This is a genomic window from Mesorhizobium monacense (assembly GCF_056781675.1).
The window spans coordinates 721,099-737,731 of record NZ_CM165567.1 but is presented as its reverse complement, the minus strand read 5'-3'; the positions used below and the strand labels follow the sequence as shown (position 1 = coordinate 737,731).

Annotated in this window: 18 protein-coding genes; 9 read left to right on the top strand and 9 right to left on the bottom strand. The window is 64.8% G+C overall.

Features of this window, described 5'->3' with window-relative positions:
- The first annotated feature begins 80 nt into the window (after positions 1–80).
- Positions 81–425, top strand: coding sequence for a cupin domain-containing protein (locus AC1RUK_RS03460; RefSeq protein WP_481836769.1), 345 nt, complete (start codon positions 81–83; stop codon positions 423–425).
- A gap of 84 nt (positions 426–509) precedes the next feature.
- Here the strand turns inward: AC1RUK_RS03460 and AC1RUK_RS03455 are convergent, their stop codons facing one another.
- From AC1RUK_RS03455 to AC1RUK_RS03435, 5 genes are read right to left on the bottom strand one after another with little or no spacing between them, the layout of a single operon-like run.
- A complete protein-coding gene (locus AC1RUK_RS03455; RefSeq protein WP_481836770.1) occupies positions 510–818 on the bottom strand; it encodes a DUF6665 family protein in 309 nt (102 codons plus the stop codon).
- A gap of 1 nt (position 819) precedes the next feature.
- Complete coding sequence (locus AC1RUK_RS03450; protein WP_481836771.1) at positions 820–1,308, bottom strand: GNAT family N-acetyltransferase; 489 nt, start codon at positions 1,306–1,308, stop codon at positions 820–822.
- A 3-nt stretch (positions 1,309–1,311) separates the two neighbouring features.
- Positions 1,312–3,195, bottom strand: coding sequence for an ABC transporter ATP-binding protein (locus AC1RUK_RS03445; RefSeq protein WP_481836772.1), 1,884 nt, complete (start codon positions 3,193–3,195; stop codon positions 1,312–1,314).
- Positions 3,192–5,093, bottom strand: coding sequence for an ABC transporter ATP-binding protein (locus tag AC1RUK_RS03440; protein WP_481839591.1), 1,902 nt, complete (start codon positions 5,091–5,093; stop codon positions 3,192–3,194). The genes AC1RUK_RS03445 and AC1RUK_RS03440 overlap by 4 nt, the downstream gene beginning before the upstream one ends.
- Before the next feature lie 22 nt (positions 5,094–5,115).
- On the bottom strand, positions 5,116–5,529 hold the full coding sequence (locus tag AC1RUK_RS03435; protein WP_481836773.1) for a hypothetical protein: 414 nt from the start codon (positions 5,527–5,529) through the stop codon (positions 5,116–5,118).
- 422 nt (positions 5,530–5,951) lie between these two features.
- Between AC1RUK_RS03435 and AC1RUK_RS03430 the strand changes: the two genes are divergently transcribed.
- Both AC1RUK_RS03430 and soxR read left to right on the top strand, forming a co-directional pair.
- Positions 5,952–6,410, top strand: a complete 459-nt coding sequence (locus AC1RUK_RS03430; protein ID WP_481836774.1) for a tRNA (cytidine(34)-2'-O)-methyltransferase — start codon at positions 5,952–5,954, stop codon at positions 6,408–6,410.
- Between the two features lie 153 nt (positions 6,411–6,563).
- A complete protein-coding gene (soxR, locus tag AC1RUK_RS03425) occupies positions 6,564–7,010 on the top strand; it encodes a redox-sensitive transcriptional activator SoxR (RefSeq protein WP_481836775.1) in 447 nt (148 codons plus the stop codon).
- On the opposite strand, the gene AC1RUK_RS03420 is transcribed toward soxR, so the two are convergent.
- Complete coding sequence (locus AC1RUK_RS03420; protein ID WP_120014714.1) at positions 7,007–7,264, bottom strand: hypothetical protein; 258 nt, start codon at positions 7,262–7,264, stop codon at positions 7,007–7,009. The two genes, soxR and AC1RUK_RS03420, sit on opposite strands and share 4 nt — an antisense overlap.
- A gap of 106 nt (positions 7,265–7,370) precedes the next feature.
- Here AC1RUK_RS03420 and hemF point away from each other — a divergent pair, with 106 nt between their 5' ends.
- From hemF to AC1RUK_RS03405, 3 genes are all read left to right on the top strand, one after another.
- The gene (gene hemF, locus AC1RUK_RS03415) at positions 7,371–8,285 is read left to right on the top strand and encodes an oxygen-dependent coproporphyrinogen oxidase (protein ID WP_481836776.1); all 915 of its coding nucleotides are present in this window, start codon (positions 7,371–7,373) and stop codon (positions 8,283–8,285) included.
- Positions 8,286–8,347: 62 nt separating this feature from the next.
- The gene (locus AC1RUK_RS03410) at positions 8,348–8,770 is read left to right on the top strand and encodes a DUF1344 domain-containing protein (RefSeq protein ID WP_481836777.1); all 423 of its coding nucleotides are present in this window, start codon (positions 8,348–8,350) and stop codon (positions 8,768–8,770) included.
- A 266-nt stretch (positions 8,771–9,036) separates the two neighbouring features.
- A complete protein-coding gene (locus AC1RUK_RS03405; protein ID WP_109659722.1) occupies positions 9,037–9,222 on the top strand; it encodes a DUF1059 domain-containing protein in 186 nt (61 codons plus the stop codon).
- A gap of 2 nt (positions 9,223–9,224) precedes the next feature.
- On the opposite strand, the gene AC1RUK_RS03400 is transcribed toward AC1RUK_RS03405, so the two are convergent.
- Genes AC1RUK_RS03400 through AC1RUK_RS03390 form a run of 3 tightly spaced genes read right to left on the bottom strand, consistent with a single transcriptional unit; the run spans position 9,225 to position 11,754 of the window.
- The gene (locus AC1RUK_RS03400) at positions 9,225–10,496 is read right to left on the bottom strand and encodes a CCA tRNA nucleotidyltransferase (protein ID WP_481836778.1); all 1,272 of its coding nucleotides are present in this window, start codon (positions 10,494–10,496) and stop codon (positions 9,225–9,227) included.
- Positions 10,493–11,125: a CoA pyrophosphatase gene (locus AC1RUK_RS03395; RefSeq protein ID WP_481836779.1), complete on the bottom strand. Its 633-nt coding sequence runs from the start codon at positions 11,123–11,125 to the stop codon at positions 10,493–10,495. Before AC1RUK_RS03395 ends, AC1RUK_RS03400 begins: the two co-directional genes overlap by 4 nt.
- A complete protein-coding gene (locus tag AC1RUK_RS03390) occupies positions 11,125–11,754 on the bottom strand; it encodes a DUF1285 domain-containing protein (RefSeq protein WP_481839592.1) in 630 nt (209 codons plus the stop codon). Before AC1RUK_RS03390 ends, AC1RUK_RS03395 begins: the two co-directional genes overlap by 1 nt.
- 147 nt (positions 11,755–11,901) lie before the next feature.
- Here AC1RUK_RS03390 and AC1RUK_RS03385 point away from each other — a divergent pair, with 147 nt between their 5' ends.
- The 3 genes from AC1RUK_RS03385 to AC1RUK_RS03375 are packed head-to-tail and all read left to right on the top strand — an operon-like array spanning position 11,902 to position 16,633.
- Positions 11,902–12,906, top strand: a complete 1,005-nt coding sequence (locus AC1RUK_RS03385; protein WP_481836780.1) for an AAA family ATPase — start codon at positions 11,902–11,904, stop codon at positions 12,904–12,906.
- Positions 12,906–13,820 carry a DUF58 domain-containing protein gene (locus AC1RUK_RS03380; protein WP_436173157.1) on the top strand — a complete coding sequence of 305 codons (915 nt, stop codon included), beginning with the start codon at positions 12,906–12,908 and terminating at the stop codon, positions 13,818–13,820. The genes AC1RUK_RS03385 and AC1RUK_RS03380 overlap by 1 nt, the downstream gene beginning before the upstream one ends.
- Positions 13,817–16,633 carry a DUF4159 domain-containing protein gene (locus AC1RUK_RS03375; RefSeq protein WP_481836781.1) on the top strand — a complete coding sequence of 939 codons (2,817 nt, stop codon included), beginning with the start codon at positions 13,817–13,819 and terminating at the stop codon, positions 16,631–16,633. The genes AC1RUK_RS03380 and AC1RUK_RS03375 overlap by 4 nt, the downstream gene beginning before the upstream one ends.

Genomic DNA, 16,633 nt, shown 5'->3' with positions numbered 1-16,633 from the left:
CGAACCGACCGGATATCAACGGCAATTTACCGCTTGCGTTTGCCTCGACAGCAGACGCGGGCTCGTTCTATCCTCCGCCCATGGCGCACGTCATCGACCGCGACACATGGGCAGAGGCGCCCGACCGCTGGCAAGGCGAACTGCAATGCGGCGCCTGGGGCTCCAAGAGCTGCCTGATCTTCAACTTTCTGCCCGACATCGGCGGCGGCCCGCGCCTGCACAGCCATCCCTACGCGGAAATCTTCATCATCCGTCAGGGCACCGGGCTGTTCACGGTCGGCGACCGGCAGATCGAGGCGTCCGCCGGCCAGATCGTCATCGTGCCGCCGGACACGCCGCACAAGTTCACCAATCTCGGCCCAGGTCCGCTCGAGACCACCGATATCCACGAGCACGGCAGCTTCATCACCAAATGGCTGGAGTAGACCATGATCCCGAACCGAAGGTCGGCGTAGCAAAAAGTGGAGGCCGGTTTTCGGAAAAGATCATGGTCAAACAAAAAGATAGCGCTACTTGGCGCCCAGCCTGACGAGCACGGCCCTTGGGATATCGTACTCACGGATCACCGCGTCGTGCTTGCGCAGGCCGCAGAGTTCGCGCTGGATGAAGTAGCCGTGCACGGCTTCGGCCGCTTCCCTGAGGAGCCTGGGCCGCTGCTCCTTGTCGTCTCCATTCTCACGCAGCTTGGCCAGCGTCTCCTCGACGCGCTGCCCGGCGCGTCCGAGCGCTGCCGCCTTTTCGGCCAGGATTTCATGGCCGAGCGCGTCGAAGGCGACTTCCGCGGCCAAGTTGCCGGCAGATGGGGGGCGCAACGACATCTCAGTCTCCTTTCCTGCCGACCGCGGACTTTCCGTCGAACGTCATGCGATGGGTGACGAATTCTTCGCCCTCGACCGGCTCGAAGCCAAGTCCCTCATAGAAAGCGAAGGCTTCCTGCGGCGCCCTTGTGTTCAGCACGGCGAAATGTCGGCGTGCCCTGTCGACAACCGTCTCGACCAGCATTCTGCCGACGCCGTTGCGGCGATGCAGCGCGCTGACGAACAGGTGACGGACCCGACCCTGCTCCCTGCCGTCGAAATAGGGATCGATGTTCAGCCCGCAGACACCAACGAGTTCGCGGCCATGCCAGGCGCCGAACAGCGCCTCGCCATGCTTCAGGAACCTGTTGCGGCGGCTTGCCCAGCCATCCGCCAGGCGCACCAGCATCCAGTAGCCCTCCAGGCGGCTCTCTTCCATCAGCGTCTGGAAGGCTGGCGTCGTCGGCCGCAGCCGTTTCAGCACATAGTCGGTTACCATCGATCCGCCCATGCCCTACTCCGCCGGACGCGTCTCTTCCAGCACGCTTTCCTCGTTGAACAGGAAGCCGCCGGACTGACGCTTCCACAGCCGCGCATAGAGCCCGTCCAGCGCCACCAGTTCGTCATGCGTGCCTTGTTCGATGATGCGGCCACCGTCGAGCACCACCAGCCGGTCAAGGGCCGCGATCGTCGACAGCCGGTGCGCGATGGCGATCACCGTCTTGTTCTCCATCAGCCGCGCCAGATTTTCCTGGATCGCGGCCTCGATGTCGGAATCGAGCGCCGAGGTCGCCTCGTCCAGGATCAGGATCGGTGCGTCCTTGAGGAAGACGCGGGCGATAGCGACGCGCTGGCGTTGGCCGCCGGACAGCTTCACGCCGCGCTCGCCGACATAGGCTTCGTAGCCCTGGCGGTCTCTGTTGTCGCGCAGGCCGAGGATGAACTCGTGCGCCTCGGCTTTCCTGGCCGCCGCGACCACTTGCGCCTCGGTCGCATCCGGCATGCCGAGCTTGATGTTGTCACGCAACGAACGATGGAAAAGTGCCGTGTCCTGGCTGACGACGCCGATATTGGCGCGCAGCGAGTTCTGCGTCACCCCTGATATGTCCTGCCCGTCGATCAGGATCTTGCCGCCCTCGAGGTCGTAGAGGCGCAGGATCAGATTGGCCAATGTCGTCTTGCCGGCGCCCGACGGCCCGACCAGCCCGACCTTCTCGCCGGGGCGCACGACGAGATCGATGCCGTCGAGCACGCCGAACCCCTTGCCGTAGTGGAAGGTGACGTCTTTCACCTCGATGCGGCCGCCGCCCACGACCAGTTCGCAGGCATCCGGCGCATCGGTCAGGCCGAGCGGTTGCGAAATCAGCGCCTTGGAGTTCTCCAGCACGCCGAGATTCCTGAGAATGCTGTTGAGCTGCATCATCAGCCGGCCAAGCAGCATGTTGAGCCGCAACACCAGGGAGAGCGTGAAGGCGACTGCGCCGACAGTGATTGAGCCCTCGAGCCAGAGATAGATGGCAAAGCCGGCGATCGCGGTGATCATGATGCCCGACAGCGTCGTCAGCGCCATGCGCACGCCGGTCAGCCTGCGGGTGAACGGCCGCAGCGCGTCGAGATAGATGTCGAAGCCGTTGCGGATGTAGCGGTCGTCGCCATCGGCCGAGAACAGCTTGAGCGTCTGCACGTTCGAATAGGAATCGACGAAGCGGCCGGTGATCATCGAGCCCGCCTCGGCGGTTGCCTCGGCATGCTTGCGGATCGCGGGCAGATGGAACTTGGCCAGAAAGCCGAAGGCGGTGATCCAGATCACCACCAGCACCGCCAGCCTGAGATCGAGCCCGGCGACCAGCGCCAGCGTCGTCACCGTGTAGACGATCATGAACCAGACGACCTCGATGAAGCTCTCCATCAGGTCTCCGGTGGCTTGCCCGGCCTGCCAGACTTTTGTGGCGATGCGGCCGGCGAAATCGTTCTGGAAGAAGGTGTAGGACTGGCGCGAGACGTGGCGATGGCCCTGCCAGCGCACCAGATTGTAGAAGCCCGGCGTGATCGTCTGCTCGTCGACCAGCGCCGACAGGGCGACGACGAGGGTGCGAATGACCAGCACCACCGCGGCCATGAAGACGAGTTCGGGGCCGGCGGCGGTCCACAGAGCGTGCCAGCTGCGTTCGCCGGGAAGCTGGTCGAGAATGTCGACCAGCCGCCCGACGAAATAGAACAGTCCGGCCTCGACCAACGGCGCGATGCCACCGATGACCAGCATCGCGAAGAAGGCGAACTTCGCCTGCCCGACATAGTGCCAAAGAAAGCCGCCGACGCTGGCAGGCGGCCGGAGATTCGCCGGCTCCCGGAACGGATAGACCCAGTTCTCGAACCAGCGATAGACGGCAGTCATCATTCGGCGGCTTCACCCTTGGCGCCAATGTCGTTGGCAACAGCGTCGTTGGCGGCCTCGGCCGGACCGTCATCGAGCAGGAAGCCGCCCGACTGGCGCTGCCAGAGCTGTGCGTAGAGCCCGCCGCTGGCGACAAGTTTCTCGTGCGAACCTTCCTCGATGACATGGCCCTTGTCCATGACGACGAGCCTGTCCATCGCCGCGATGGTCGACAGCCGGTGCGCGATGGCGATGACGGTCTTGCCTTGCATCAGTCTGTAGAGGTTCTCCTGGATGGCCGCCTCGGCCTCCGAATCGAGCGCCGACGTTGCCTCGTCGAGAATGAGGATCGGCGCGTCCTTCAGCATAACGCGGGCAATGGCGATGCGTTGCCGCTGGCCGCCGGACAATTTGACGCCGCGGTCGCCGACATGGGCGTCGAAGCCCTTACGGCCGCTGGCATCGATGAGCCCGCCGATGAAGTCGAGCGCCTCGGCCCGCCCCGCCGCCTCGACCAGCATCTCATGGGTAGCGTCAGGCCGGCCATAGAGGATGTTCTCGCGCACCGAACGGTGCAGCAGGGAGGTGTCCTGCGTCACCATGCCGATCTGGGCGCGCAGCGAATCCTGCGTCACCGAAGCGATCTCCTGGCCGTCGATCAGGATCCGGCCAGCTTCGAGGTCGTAGAAACGCAGCAGCAAGTTTACCAGCGTCGACTTGCCGGCGCCGGAACGGCCGACGATGCCGACCTTTTCGCCCGGCCTCACCGTCAGTGTCAGGTTCTCGATGACGCCCTTCTGCTTGCCATAGTGGAAGCGGATGTCCTCGAAACGGATCTCACCCTTGGGAACAGTAATGTCCTTCGCACCCGGCCTGTCTTCGACCAGGCGTGGCAGCGAGATCGAGGCGATGCCGTCCTGCACCGTGCCGATGTTCTCGAACAGGCTCGACATTTCCCACATGATCCATTGCGACATGCCCCACATCCTGAGCACGAGGCCGATGACCACGGCGACGGCGCCGATCGTCACCGCCTGGCCGAGCCACAGCCACAGCGACAGCGCGGTGACGGAGAACAACAGCAGCGCGTTCAGGATGTAGAGCAGGCCATAGAGCACCGTCACCAGCCGCATCGACCGGTAGACCGTATCGAGAAAGCCAGCCATGCCTTCCTTGGCGAAGGAGGCCTCGCGGCGCGCGTGGCTGAACAGCTTGACCGTCTGGATGTTGCTGTAGCTGTCGACGACACGGCCGGTCATGGTCGAGCGCGCATTGGCCTGCTCCTCGCCGACTTTGCCCAGCCGCGGAATGAAAAAGCGCAGCAGCCCGATATAGCCGATAAGCCAGACGACCAGCGGCGTGGCCAGCCGCCAGTCGGCGGAGCCGACGATGAACAGCACGCCGAGGAAATAGACGATGATGTAGTTGAGCACGTCGATCAGCTTGATGACGCATTCGCGCACCGCGAGCGCCGTCTGCATCAGCTTGGTCGCGATGCGCCCGGCGAACTCATCCTGGTAGAAGGCCATCGACTGCTTCAACAGGTAGCGATGCACCTGCCAGCGGATACGCATCGGGTAGTTGCCCATCAGCGTCTGCTGGTTGAGCAGCGAATGCAGCCATACCGTGCCCGGCAGCGCGAACAGCACGATGAAGGCCATGCCGGCGAGCTTCCAGCCCTCGGTCTGCAGGAAGGTTTCGCGGTTCTGCCCCGACAGCCAGTCGACGATGTGGCCGAGGAAGCCGAACATCCACACCTCGGCAAAGGCAATCGCCGCCACCAGGATCGCGTCCAGGATGATGTAGGGCCAGGCGCCGCGCGTATAATGCATGCAGAAGCCGAGCAGCGACTTCGGCGGCTCGACCGGTTCGGCTGCCGGGAACGGATCGAGCCTTTTCTCAAACCAGCTAAACATTATCATGCTCATAAATCTCTTTTTCCGCTCACGCGGCACGGGAACGGACGAAATCCTTGGAGCGCGTAGCGTCTCCCGACCGCGTGGCGTCAAGGACCGACGGCTCGGAATCACCCGGGCCGTCGGTCCTGCTTCGCGCAATATAGGGCGTCGCAGGCTTTTCGCCGACGGGTTCACCTGACGATCCTGACGGCATGGTGGCGCCAGCCCGGTCCTTCGCCCCCGGCCGGATCATCCCGATGATCCTGCGCACCAGCGACGGCCGGCTGGGGTCGGGAACGGCGCGCGAGAAATCGACATCCGGCAGCATGCCGCGATGCGGACGCCGGCGGGTCTCGGCATGAACCGCCGACGAGTAGGTCTCGCCGATCAGCAGCGCCCAGGTCGCCATCTTGCGCTCGTGCAGGTTTCTCGAGCCGGGTATTTTATAGGGATCGAACATCGGTCCATCCTCCATGTGGAAATGCAGATAAAGCCGTGAATCAACGCCGGCCGCAGGCATTCGGCCAGCGGCACGAATGACATCAGTCGTGGCGTGTTCAGGTGGGGCGTTCAGCCCGTTTGGCAGTTTGAAAAACATCGCAAGATTCCTTCGAGAGCCGAAAACTGGGTTCGGCGGGAATCGGTGCGATCAAGTCTTAGAGAGTCAGGAGAATCGTCGTACCGAAACCGCCGTCGGGCCTACATGGCCCCAGGAGAGGTGCTGGATGTGCATGGTCATCATGAATTCCCCCTCCATCGGTTCGGGTTGACAATGAGAGGCGTATACTCGACTTCGCAGAAAATGGCCACCCGCCAGTCCAGCAATCTCCGAAACCGGCAAATCCCTGTGGCCGATCTGCCACTTATTAGAAAGACGCGGAAATGAACGATCGTCTCCGCATCGCGCTCTACCAGCCAGACATCGCCGGCAACACCGGAACGATCCTGCGCTTTGCCGCGTGCCTCGGTCTCGGCGTCGACATCATCGAACCGGCCGGCTTCCCGCTCTCCGACCGCACGCTGAAACGGGCCGGCATGGACTATCTCGAAATGGCGGCGCTGACCCGGCATGTCGACTGGCACGCCTTCGAGCAATGGCGCAACGGCGGCGCGCGGCGTCTGGTGCTGCTGTCGACCAAGGCTGCGACCGCCTACACCGATTTTGCCTTCGCCGATGGCGACGTCCTTCTGTTCGGCCGCGAATCCGCAGGCGTGCCGGATCCGGTCCACGAGGCGGCGGATGCGCGACTGGTGATCCCGATGCAGCCGGGCACGCGCAGCATCAATGTCGCGCTTTCGGTCGCCATGGTCGCGGGCGAAGCGATCCGTCAGCTGCGATAGAATCCCCAGTCCGGCGGCAAAGCCGTCCCTGTCGCTGACCTCAGCTGCTTCCGTCATTTTCACCCAGGCGCACATCGCCTTCTCCTGATTTGCCTTGTCTGGACCTCTTCGCTACAAGCTCAACTTAACTTGAGGTCAAGCGGAAAGTGCGAGATGGCTCCGGTAACGGAATTGACGGTCGGCCAGGTAGCGATGCGCAGCGGTGTGGCGGTATCGGCACTGCATTTCTACGAGGCGCGCGGCTTGATCCGCAGCCACCGCACGTCGGGCAACCAACGGCGCTACGGCCGTGACGTGCTGCGGCGGGTGGCGATCATCCGGGTCGCCCAGGAGGTCGGCATCTCGCTGGCTGAGATCGCCGCGGCACTCCAATCCTTACCTGAGGGCCGCACGCCGACGCGCGAGGACTGGAACCTGCTGTCGACGGCCTGGCGCGACGAGCTCGACCAGAAGATCAGCCAGTTGAAGAAGCTGCGCGACGGGCTCACCGACTGCATCGGCTGCGGCTGCATGTCGATCGACAAATGCCCGCTCAGGAACAAGGGCGACCGTTTGGCAAAGCAAGGAACGGGGGCAAGAAGGCTGGTGGTCGAGAGCTAGTCAGCAGCCGGCAGCCGCCTGATCGTGAATTCGATGACATCCCCCGGCCGCTCGAACCAGCTTTCGATCTCGGTCCAGTAGGCCTGTTTGGGAAACCGTTCGAACCACTCCTTGGCCTTGAGGCGCGCGTCGGAGCGCGGCAGGACGAAGGTCTCGCGCAGGAAGCCGTCGCGCGGCATGCGCTCACGCTCGGCGCGCGAACGATCGAGCCTTTTCTTCAAGCCATCCAGCTTCGGTCTTGCCGGGGTGCGCATGAAAGAAACTCCTTGCGCCTTAATGACACTTGACCCTTGCCCTTAAGAGATTAGGGATCGCGCCCGGAAAAGACGAGTCATTTGTCGGCTGCGACGGGAGACGCATTTGGAACGACCTGAAATGCCCGTGGGGCTGCCGGACGACATCGAACAGAAGAAGATGAAGGCCAGGCTCTGGTTCGAGGCGCTGCGCGAGCGCATCTGCGCCGCCTTCGAGCAGATCGAGCAGGACCTTCAGGGGCCGCTGGTTTCATGGTCGCCGGGCCGCTTCGAGAAGACACCGTGGGAGCGCGACGAAGGCAAGGGCGGCGGCGGCACCATGTCGATGATGTATGGCCGCGTCTTCGAGAAGGTCGGCGTCCACACCTCGACCGTCTATGGCGAGTTCTCGCCGGAATTCCGCAAGCAGATGCCGGGCGCCGAGGAAGACCCGCGCTTCTGGGCGAGCGGCATCTCGCTCATCGCCCACCCATGGAACCCCAACGTGCCGGCCGTGCACATGAACACGCGCATGGTCGTCACCTCGCACCAATGGTTCGGCGGCGGCGCCGATTTGACGCCGGTGCTCGACCGCCGCCGCGTCCAGGATGATCCCGATACCTTAGCCTTCCACCGCGCCATGCAGTTTGCCTGCGAGAAGAACGCCGGCGTCGCCGATCACCCAAAATTCAAGGCCTGGTGCGACGAATACTTCTTCCTGCCGCACCGCAACGAGCCGCGCGGCACCGGCGGCATCTTCTTCGACTGGTTGCATTCGGACGAGGACAAGGGTGGTTGGGATGCCGATTTCAACTTCGTCCAGGATGTCGGGCGCTCTTTTCTCGTCGTCTACGGACATCTGGTCCGGGCCAATTTCAACGAGAACTGGACCGACGGCGACCGCGACGAACAGCTGATCCGGCGCGGCCGTTACGTCGAATTCAACCTTCTTCACGATCGCGGCACCATCTTCGGCCTGAAGACTGGCGGCAATGTCGCCTCAATCCTGTCCAGCCTGCCGCCGGAGGTAAGATGGCCGTAAAAAATCGGTGAGCGGAATGTGAGCCGCAATGACGTCCCATTCGCCGAATTCTGGCACGGAATGTGGCGCCACAGATTTCTTTTTCGTCTAATATCCATTTGAAAAAACTGGGTTATTTGTCGTTTCACGCCCGCGAAACCGCGACTCGACGCAACCGGACGGCCCAAGACGACGCGGACCATCCTCTCAACAAGGATGTCCGCTTTTCCCAGGAGTACTTTGCAATGCGCAAAATCATTGTGTCGGCCGCCGCGGCCGCCCTTCTCGCCTCCGGCTCGGTTGCCTTTGCCGCCGTCAAGCACACCACCGGGACGGTCAAGGCCTTTGACGCCACGGCCATGAGCCTGGTTCTCGAGGATGGATCATCTTTTACGCTTCCCAAGACCTTCAAGGATCCTGGCCTGAAGGCCGGCGAAAAGGTCCGCGTTTCCTGGGACATGAGCGGCAAGAACAAAGTTGCCGAGGCAGTCAAGATCGTGAAGTGATGGCCTGCTCGTCGGAGCAAGACCAGCTTTTGTGATCATGCTCCGGGGTAGCGTAAGAGGGCGGAGCAGCGATGCTCCGCCTTTTTGTTGCCGGCCGGCAACCAAAACCAGGCATTTGTGTTATGCTTGCTCCCCCGTGCATGTCCCGGACCGAAGGTCAGCGCAGCAAGACCGGAACCGGTTCGAAAGGGATCATGCAACGATCAAGTGCTGGAGCGTCCGTGTCTCAGCTGCCGCGCGCTCCAGGGAGGAAAAAGGAGAATCCGATGAAGGAATTCCACTGCGGCTCGCTCGTCCCCGGTTGTGACTGGCATACGCGGGCCGACGAGGAGGCCGAAGTCATGCGCCGCGCCGTCGAGCATATGCGCGAGACGCACGGCGAGACAGTGATCCGCGAGACGATGATCGAAGCGATCCGCTCGCGCATCGAGAAAGCCCGCGACGCGGCCTGATCTCAGCTGGCTTTCAGGGCTTCAGCGGCGCGCTCGAGCAGCGCGCCGCGATCGAGCGCAAAGCCGGACTGGACCCACTCCCTTTCCAGGTTTTTCAGGATGGCGCCGAGCTTAGGTCCCGGCGTTGCGCCAAGTTCGGTCAGATCTGCGCCCTTGACCGGAAAGTCGGGCCTTTGCCATTTCAGCGCGAAACCAAGCAGGCGCGAAAAGCCGCCGGCGTCGAGCAGGGCTTCATTGTTCTCGACAGCCCGCGCCCGCGCGGAGGCCAGCGCAAGCTGCAGCCGGTCGACAAAGCCCCGGCGATCGCCGCGATAGAGCTTTTTCGCCAGTTCGCCTTCGGTTGCCTTGGGCTCGACGGCCGCCGTCAGCGCCCAGTGGCGCAAGCGATCCGCCTCACCGGTCGAGAACTTCAGCCTCTCGGCAAGCGCTTTTATCCGCCCTGCATCGGGTGGCACCATCGCCTCAAGCCTGAGCAGTGGGTCCGGCGTCCAACCCAGCTCCTTTTCGGTCCTGGTCAGCCCGTGAATGGCGTCGATGCCCCACTTCTCGCTCTCCGGTAGAACGCTGGTGAGAACGCCGGCCTGGCGCATCCACAAAAGGGCGCGTGACGGATCGGGCGCCGACAAAAGCTTCTTCAGCTCGGACCAGACGCGCTCAGCCGAAAGCTGGCCGAGCCCGTCCTTAAGCCGTGCGCAGGCCTTCAGCCCCTCGGCGTCGGGTCGGCCATCACCATACCAGGCGAAGAACCGGAAGAAGCGCAGGATGCGCAAATAGTCCTCGCGGATGCGCGCTTCCGGATCGCCGATGAAGCGCAGCCGGCGCGCTTCGATGTCGGCGATGCCGCCAACCAGGTCGACCACGGTGCCGTCGGCCTCGGCATAGAGCGCGTTGATGGTGAAGTCGCGCCGCTCGGCGTCAGGCTTCCAGTCGCGCCCGAACGACACTTTTGCCCGCCGCCCGTCGGTTTCGATGTCGGCGCGCAGCGTGGTGACCTCATAGGCCTTGCCGCCGGCGACAGCAGTGATGGTGCCGTGGTCGATGCCGGTCGGCACCGTCTTGAACCCCGCCGCCCCAGCGCGCCGGATGGTTTCCGTCGGCACGCAAGTGGTCGCGATGTCGATGTCAGCAACGGGCTGGCCGATCAGCGCGTTGCGCACCGCGCCGCCGGCAATGCGCGCCTCTTCGCCACCGTCCGTTAAAGCGGCAAGCAGGCGCTGCAGCTGCCTTTCGCCGAGCCAGTCGGCCCTGCCCGCAAGCGACACCGGAGCACTCACGCATAGAGCCTTTCATAGAGCGTGCGGATGATGCCGGCGGTGACGCCCCAGATACGCCGGTCGCCATAAGGCATATCGTAGAAGAACCATTCGAGATCGTTCCACATGCGGCTGTCCCGCTTGTGGTTGGCCGGGTCCATCAGGAAGCGCAGCGGCACCTCAAAGGCGGCATCGACCTCCTCGGAATTCAGCGTCAGCTGGAAACCCGGCCGCACGATGCCCAGGACCGGCGCGATGCGATAGCCGCTGCCCGCGACATAGTCAGGCATGCGGCCGATGATCTCGATGCGATCCTCGCCAAGCCCGATCTCCTCGAAGGTCTCGCGCAGCGCCGCCGCCTCCGGGCTGGGATCGGTCGCATCGATCGTGCCGCCGGGGAAAGCCACCTGCCCTGAATGGCTGCGCAGCTTCTCGGCCCGTTTTGTAAGCAAGACCGTCGCATCGCCTTGATGATCGACCACCGGGATCAACACCGCGGCGTCGCGCAGTGGCTTGGCTTGTGTCAGTCGTGGGTGGCCGGGATTGAAGCGATGATCGCCAAAATCGTCGCCGGCATGCGCATTCGGCAGTGCGGCGAAGCGCGCGCGAAAATCAGCGGTGGAAAACGGCACCGGCGTCACCTGGTCCATCACGCGCTCAGCCGCTTCAATTTTTCCGCCGGCATGATCGGATAGACCTCGCCTTTCGAGCGGACCGCAAACATCGTCCGGCCGCCGAGGTCGATTTCCTCGCCATGCTCGACCAGCTCGTACATCACCGGCCGCGCCACCAGCGCCTCCAGCCGCCCGCGCACCAGAACGTAAGGCTTCAGGCCACCGGTGGCGTCCTCGTCGACAAAGCGTAGCGGATGGCCGGGCCCGGCCTCGACGACGTCGCCGACATTGGTGCGGAAGGTGATGACCTGCCCGCCACCGCTGCCGGAAACGTCCATTTCGACGGCCACGAAGGGCGCGTCGGCGACACGGATACCCACCCTTTCCACGGGCGTCACCAGATAGGTCTTGCCGTCTGCATCCTTGCGCAGAACCGTGGAAAAGAGCTGCACCAGCGGCATGCGCCCGATCGGCGTGCCCAGATAGAACCAGGTGCCGTCGGCTTTGATCTCCATGTCGAGATCGCCGCAGAAGTCGGGATTCCAGCGCTCCACCGGCGCCGGACCCTTGCCGGCGCGCGTCGCCCGCGAGATCAGCGCTTCCAGTCCGCGCGCTTCCCTGGCGGCCGTCAGACTCTCTTCAGCATGTTCGGAGCGTTCCGTCATGGTCACGAAATAGTCACTGTTGTTCCGCTTGTCAGCCTAAGTCTGTGATTTAAATTCAAACGCAGGCGCCATGCGAGGCCGAATCGCGGCATTCTGCGGCACAGACAAGTGCAAGCCGGTATTTCCAACACAAGGATCGATGCGGCCATGAGCGTGATGATCAAGGAAAGCCCGATCAGCGAAAGAGACATGATCGCCGAGGCGGAGAAGGCATTGGCCGACATCTCCAGGGTCCGCGACGGCGTCGGTCGCGTCATCTTCGGCCAGGAAGCGGTCGTCGAACGCACGCTGGTGGCGCTCCTGGCCGGCGGCCACGCGCTGCTGGTCGGCGTGCCCGGTCTCGCCAAGACCAAGCTGGTCGAGACGCTGGGCGTCGTACTCGGCCTCGATTCCCGCCGCATCCAGTTCACCCCCGACCTGATGCCGTCGGACATTCTCGGCTCCGAGGTGATGGAACAGGACGAATTCGGCAAGCGCTCGTTCCGCTTCATTTCCGGGCCGATCTTCGCGCAACTGCTGATGGCCGACGAGATCAACCGCGCCTCGCCGCGCACCCAGTCGGCGCTGCTGCAGGCGATGCAGGAATATCACGTCACCATCGCCGGCGCCCGCCACGATCTGCCGGCGCCGTTCCACGTGCTGGCGACACAGAACCCACTGGAGCAGGAGGGCACTTATCCGCTGCCCGAGGCCCAGCTCGACCGCTTCCTGATGCAGGTCGACATCCTCTATCCGGAAATCGAGGCGGAGCGCCGTATCCTGCTGGAAACCACCGGCGTGGAGGATGCCAAGGCCGCGAACGTGCTGCAGCCGGCACGGCTGAAGGAGATCCAAATGCTGATCCGCCGCATGCCGGTACCGGAAAGTGTCGTCGAGGCGATCCTCAAGCTGGTGCGCTCGGCCCGTCCCGGTCATGGCCATGCCGAAACCGACAAGCTCGTCGCCTGGGGTCCGGGCCCGCGCGCCAGCCAAGCGCTGACACTGTGCGCCCGCGCTCGCGCGTTGTATGATGGACGGCTGGCACCGTCGGTCGACGATATCCGTGCGCTGGCCGAGCCGGTGCTGCAGCACCGCATGGCGCTGACCTTCGCCGCTCGCGCCGAAGGCACCTCGGTGCGTGACGTGGTGGCGAAACTGGCAAAAGGCATCTGATGGCGCGCATAGGCGAGGTCCAGGCACCGGTAGCGACGCGCGACGCGCTCGCCCGTGGCCGGTTGCGGGCCTCGCTGGTGCCGGACCTCCTGGTCGAGGCGCGCCGGATCGTCAACACCGTGATCGCCGGCTGGCATGGCCGCCGCAAGCGCGGCATCGGCGAGAATTTCTGGCAGTTCCGCCCCTATGTCGAGGGCGATTCCTCGCGCATCGACTGGCGCCGATCGGCCCGCGACGACCACACCTATGTACGCGATCGCGAATGGGAGGCGGCGCACACGGTATGGCTTTGGGCCGACCCCTCGCCGTCCATGCTCTACAAATCCGCCGGCGCCAGCGTTTCGAAGGAATCGCGCGCGCTGGTGCTGGCGCTCGCCATGGCGGAGCTTCTGTCGCGCAGCGGCGAACGCATCGCCTGGCCGGGCTTGACCGATCCGTTCACGGCCCGCAACGGCGCCGAGCGCATCGCGGCCCAGCTCACCCATGCCGGCGCGCTGCCGGCAAAGCCCGATCTCTCCGGCATCCGCCGCTTCTGCGACATTGTCATCGTCAGCGATTTCCTCGACCCGGTGGAAGAGACGATGGCCTGGCTCGACGTGCTCGCCCGCCACGGCGTGCGCGCGCATCTGATCGAGGTCGCCGACCCGGCTGAAGAAACCTTCCCCTATGCCGGCCGCACCGAATTCACCGACCCCGAGACCGGCGACAAGCTGACCGCCGGCCGCGCCGAAATGCTGGGCGACGACTACCGCCTGCTCTACACCGCCCGCCGCCAGGAGCTGGCCGGCTGGTGCAAGCGGCTCGGCTGGAGCTTTACCGTCAACCATACCGATCGCCTGGCTTCCGAGGCGCTGGTGCGCATCCACATGGCGATGACCGCTGAAAGCAGTTATGCCGGAAAGATCAGCGCATGAGCTGGCTGCCGCTTTCCTTCGGTGCGCCCATGGTGTTGTGGGGCCTGCTGGCGCTGCCGGTGATCTGGTGGCTGTTGCGGCTCACCCCGCCCAAGCCGCAGACGGAAGTGTTTCCGCCGCTGAAGATACTGGCGCGCGTGCTGAAGCGCGAGGAGACTCCGCATCAGAGCCCGTGGTGGCTGACGCTGCTGCGGTTGCTGATGGCCGCCCTTGTCATCGCCGCGCTCGCCGAACCCGTCTTCAATCCGCGCGAAAAGTTACCCGCCGAGGGCTCGGCCCTGGCACTTGTCATCGATAATGACTGGGCAAGTGCAGCCGACTGGGGTAAGCGCGTCGCCACCGCGCAGCGGCTGATCGCCGACGCGAGCTCGAATGGCGTGCCTGTCGTCATCGCCTTCACCGCCGAAAAGCCCAATGCCGAGATCGGTCCCTTCGATGCCGCCACCGCGCTCGACCGGCTGCGCGCGGCAAAGCCGCGGCCGATCCCGACCGACCGCCCGGCCATCTATGCACGCGTCGCGGCCGCCCTGGAGCGCCTGCCGGGCGCCAGCGTCGCCGTGCTCGCCGACGGACTGGCCGCACAAGGCGACGAAGCCGCCTTCAACACGCTGCTGTCGAAGAACGCGGCGCGCCTCGTCTGGGCGACGTCCGACAGGCTGTCGCTGACCGGCCTTACTGTCGCCGACAACCAGGTCGACGGGTTCGCGCTCACCGCCATCCGCGCACCGGGCGATCCGGCGCCGGCTCAGGTCACCGCCGGCGCCTTCGACGACAAGGGCCGCCGTATCGCCGACGCGACTTTGACCTTCTCGCCGGGCGAATCCACAGCCACCGGAACGATGGCGGTGCCGTTCGAGCTGCGCAACGACTTCGCCTCGATCGCGCTTGACGGCGAGCACCAGGCCGGCGCCGTGCGGGTGCTCGACGAGAGCTCCAAGCGCCGCCGTGTCGGGCTGTTGTCGCAAGCCGAGGCCGACCAGGCCCAGCCGCTTTTGTCGCCGCTCTACTATATCCGCCGCGCGCTGCAGCCTTTCGCCGATCTGGTCGAGCCGTCGAGCGTCGACCTTGCCGACGCCATCCCGCAGCTTCTCGACCAGAAGCCGGCGATGATCGTCATGGCTGATGTCGGCACCATTCCGGAACAGGTGAAGCAGCGGCTGGTCGACTGGGTCGACAAGGGCGGCACGCTGGTGCGCTTTGCCGGTTCGCGGCTGGCAGCCGCCGGCAATGATGATGATCTGCTGCCGGTCAGGCTGCGTACCGGCGAGCGCTCGATGGGCGGCGCCTTGTCGTGGACGACGCCGCAGCCGGTCACCGAGTTTCCAAAAGCCGGTCCCTTTGCCGATCTCTCCCCGCCAGCCGAGGTCACCGTCACCAGGCAAGTATTGGCCGAGCCGACACCCGACATCGTCGAGCGCACCTGGGCAACGCTTGCCGACGGCACGCCGCTGGTGACCGGGCTGAAGAAGGGCAAGGGCACGCTCGTCCTGTTCCACGTCACGCCCGAGGCAACCTGGTCGAACCTGCCCATATCGGGCAGTTTCGTCGAGATGCTGCGCCGCATCGTGCAGCTGTCGCGCAACCAGGGTGCGGCGATCGCCAACGCCGAGGCCGCCGCCACCTCGCTGGCGCCCTACCGGATGATTGCCGCCAACGGCGAGCTGGTGCCGCCGACGCCTGATGCACGGCCACTGGTGCCCGGCGCCGGCCCGCTGCCAGTGACGTTCGAGAACCCGCCCGGCCTCTACGGCTCCGAGACCGGCGTCTTCGCCCACAATTTGCTCGAGGCCGACAGCACCTTTGCGCTGCTGGACCGACCTCAAGTTTCGTTGCCGGTCACCACCGTCCAGTACGCCTTCGACGAGTCGCACAATCTCAAAGGGCCGCTGGTCGCCGTCGCCCTGGTGCTGATGGTGCTCGACACGCTCGCGGTGTTCTGGATGGGCGGGCTGCTGTCGCGCCGGCCGCGTCGCGCCGCGGCAACGGCGGCCGCAGGGCTGATCGCGCTAGGCGCGCTCCTTGGCCATGCCGACCTCGCCCGCGCCGACGACGCGAAGCCGGGCGATGCCCAGGCGATCGAGGACATCGCGAAGACCCGCATCGCCTATGTGCTGACCGGCGAGCCTGGCGTCGATTCGATCAGCCGCGCTGGTCTCGAAGGCCTGACCCGCTTCCTGATCGAGAAGACCGCGCTCGAACCCGGAGCGCCGGCCGGCGTCGACATCTCGAAGGACGAACTGTCCTTCTACCCACTGATCTACTGGCCGATCGACCCTGCAGCGCCGATGCCGAGCCAAGCGGCGATCGCACGCGTCGATGCCTATATGCAGCAGGGCGGCACGGTCCTGTTCGACACCCGCGACCAGTTCGCCAACGGCATCGGCGCCGATTCGACCAGCCAGGCGACCGAGCGGCTGCGCGACATTCTCGGCGATCTCAACGTGCCGCCGCTGGAACCGGTGCCATCGGACCATGTGCTTACCAAGTCCTTCTTCATCCTGCCCGAGTTTCCCGGCCGCTTCGCCGGCAGCCCGCTCTGGGTCGAGGCCTCGCTCGATGCCAGCAACACCGAGAATCGCCCCGTGCGCGTCGGTGACGGCGTCTCGCCGATCCTGATCACCGCCAATGATTTTGCCGGCGCCTGGGCCGTCGACGAGAACGGCGACCCGCTTCTGCCGACCGTGCCGGCGGACCCGATGCAGCGCATCTATGCGCTGCGCGCTGGCGTCAACATCATGATGTACATGCTGACCGGCAACTACAAATCCGACCAGGTGCACGTGCCCGTCCTGCTCGAACGGCTGGGGCAGTAA

Excerpts from the sequence above, each read along its gene's own strand:
- AC1RUK_RS03460 (WP_481836769.1), top strand. The coding sequence starts at position 81 with ATGGCGCACGTCATCGACCGCGACACATGGGCAGAGGCGCCCGACCGC.
- AC1RUK_RS03455 (WP_481836770.1), bottom strand. The coding sequence starts at position 818 with ATGTCGTTGCGCCCCCCATCTGCCGGCAACTTGGCCGCGGAAGTCGCC.
- AC1RUK_RS03450 (WP_481836771.1), bottom strand. The coding sequence starts at position 1,308 with ATGGGCGGATCGATGGTAACCGACTATGTGCTGAAACGGCTGCGGCCG.
- AC1RUK_RS03445 (WP_481836772.1), bottom strand. The coding sequence starts at position 3,195 with ATGATGACTGCCGTCTATCGCTGGTTCGAGAACTGGGTCTATCCGTTC.
- AC1RUK_RS03440 (WP_481839591.1), bottom strand. The coding sequence starts at position 5,093 with ATGATAATGTTTAGCTGGTTTGAGAAAAGGCTCGATCCGTTCCCGGCA.
- AC1RUK_RS03435 (WP_481836773.1), bottom strand. The coding sequence starts at position 5,529 with ATGTTCGATCCCTATAAAATACCCGGCTCGAGAAACCTGCACGAGCGC.
- AC1RUK_RS03430 (WP_481836774.1), top strand. The coding sequence starts at position 5,952 with ATGAACGATCGTCTCCGCATCGCGCTCTACCAGCCAGACATCGCCGGC.
- soxR (WP_481836775.1), top strand. The coding sequence starts at position 6,564 with ATGGCTCCGGTAACGGAATTGACGGTCGGCCAGGTAGCGATGCGCAGC.
- AC1RUK_RS03420 (WP_120014714.1), bottom strand. The coding sequence starts at position 7,264 with ATGCGCACCCCGGCAAGACCGAAGCTGGATGGCTTGAAGAAAAGGCTC.
- AC1RUK_RS03405 (WP_109659722.1), top strand. The coding sequence starts at position 9,037 with ATGAAGGAATTCCACTGCGGCTCGCTCGTCCCCGGTTGTGACTGGCAT.
- AC1RUK_RS03395 (WP_481836779.1), bottom strand. The coding sequence starts at position 11,125 with ATGGACCAGGTGACGCCGGTGCCGTTTTCCACCGCTGATTTTCGCGCG.
- AC1RUK_RS03390 (WP_481839592.1), bottom strand. The coding sequence starts at position 11,754 with ATGACGGAACGCTCCGAACATGCTGAAGAGAGTCTGACGGCCGCCAGG.
- AC1RUK_RS03385 (WP_481836780.1), top strand. The coding sequence starts at position 11,902 with ATGAGCGTGATGATCAAGGAAAGCCCGATCAGCGAAAGAGACATGATC.
- AC1RUK_RS03380 (WP_436173157.1), top strand. The coding sequence starts at position 12,906 with ATGGCGCGCATAGGCGAGGTCCAGGCACCGGTAGCGACGCGCGACGCG.
- AC1RUK_RS03375 (WP_481836781.1), top strand. The coding sequence starts at position 13,817 with ATGAGCTGGCTGCCGCTTTCCTTCGGTGCGCCCATGGTGTTGTGGGGC.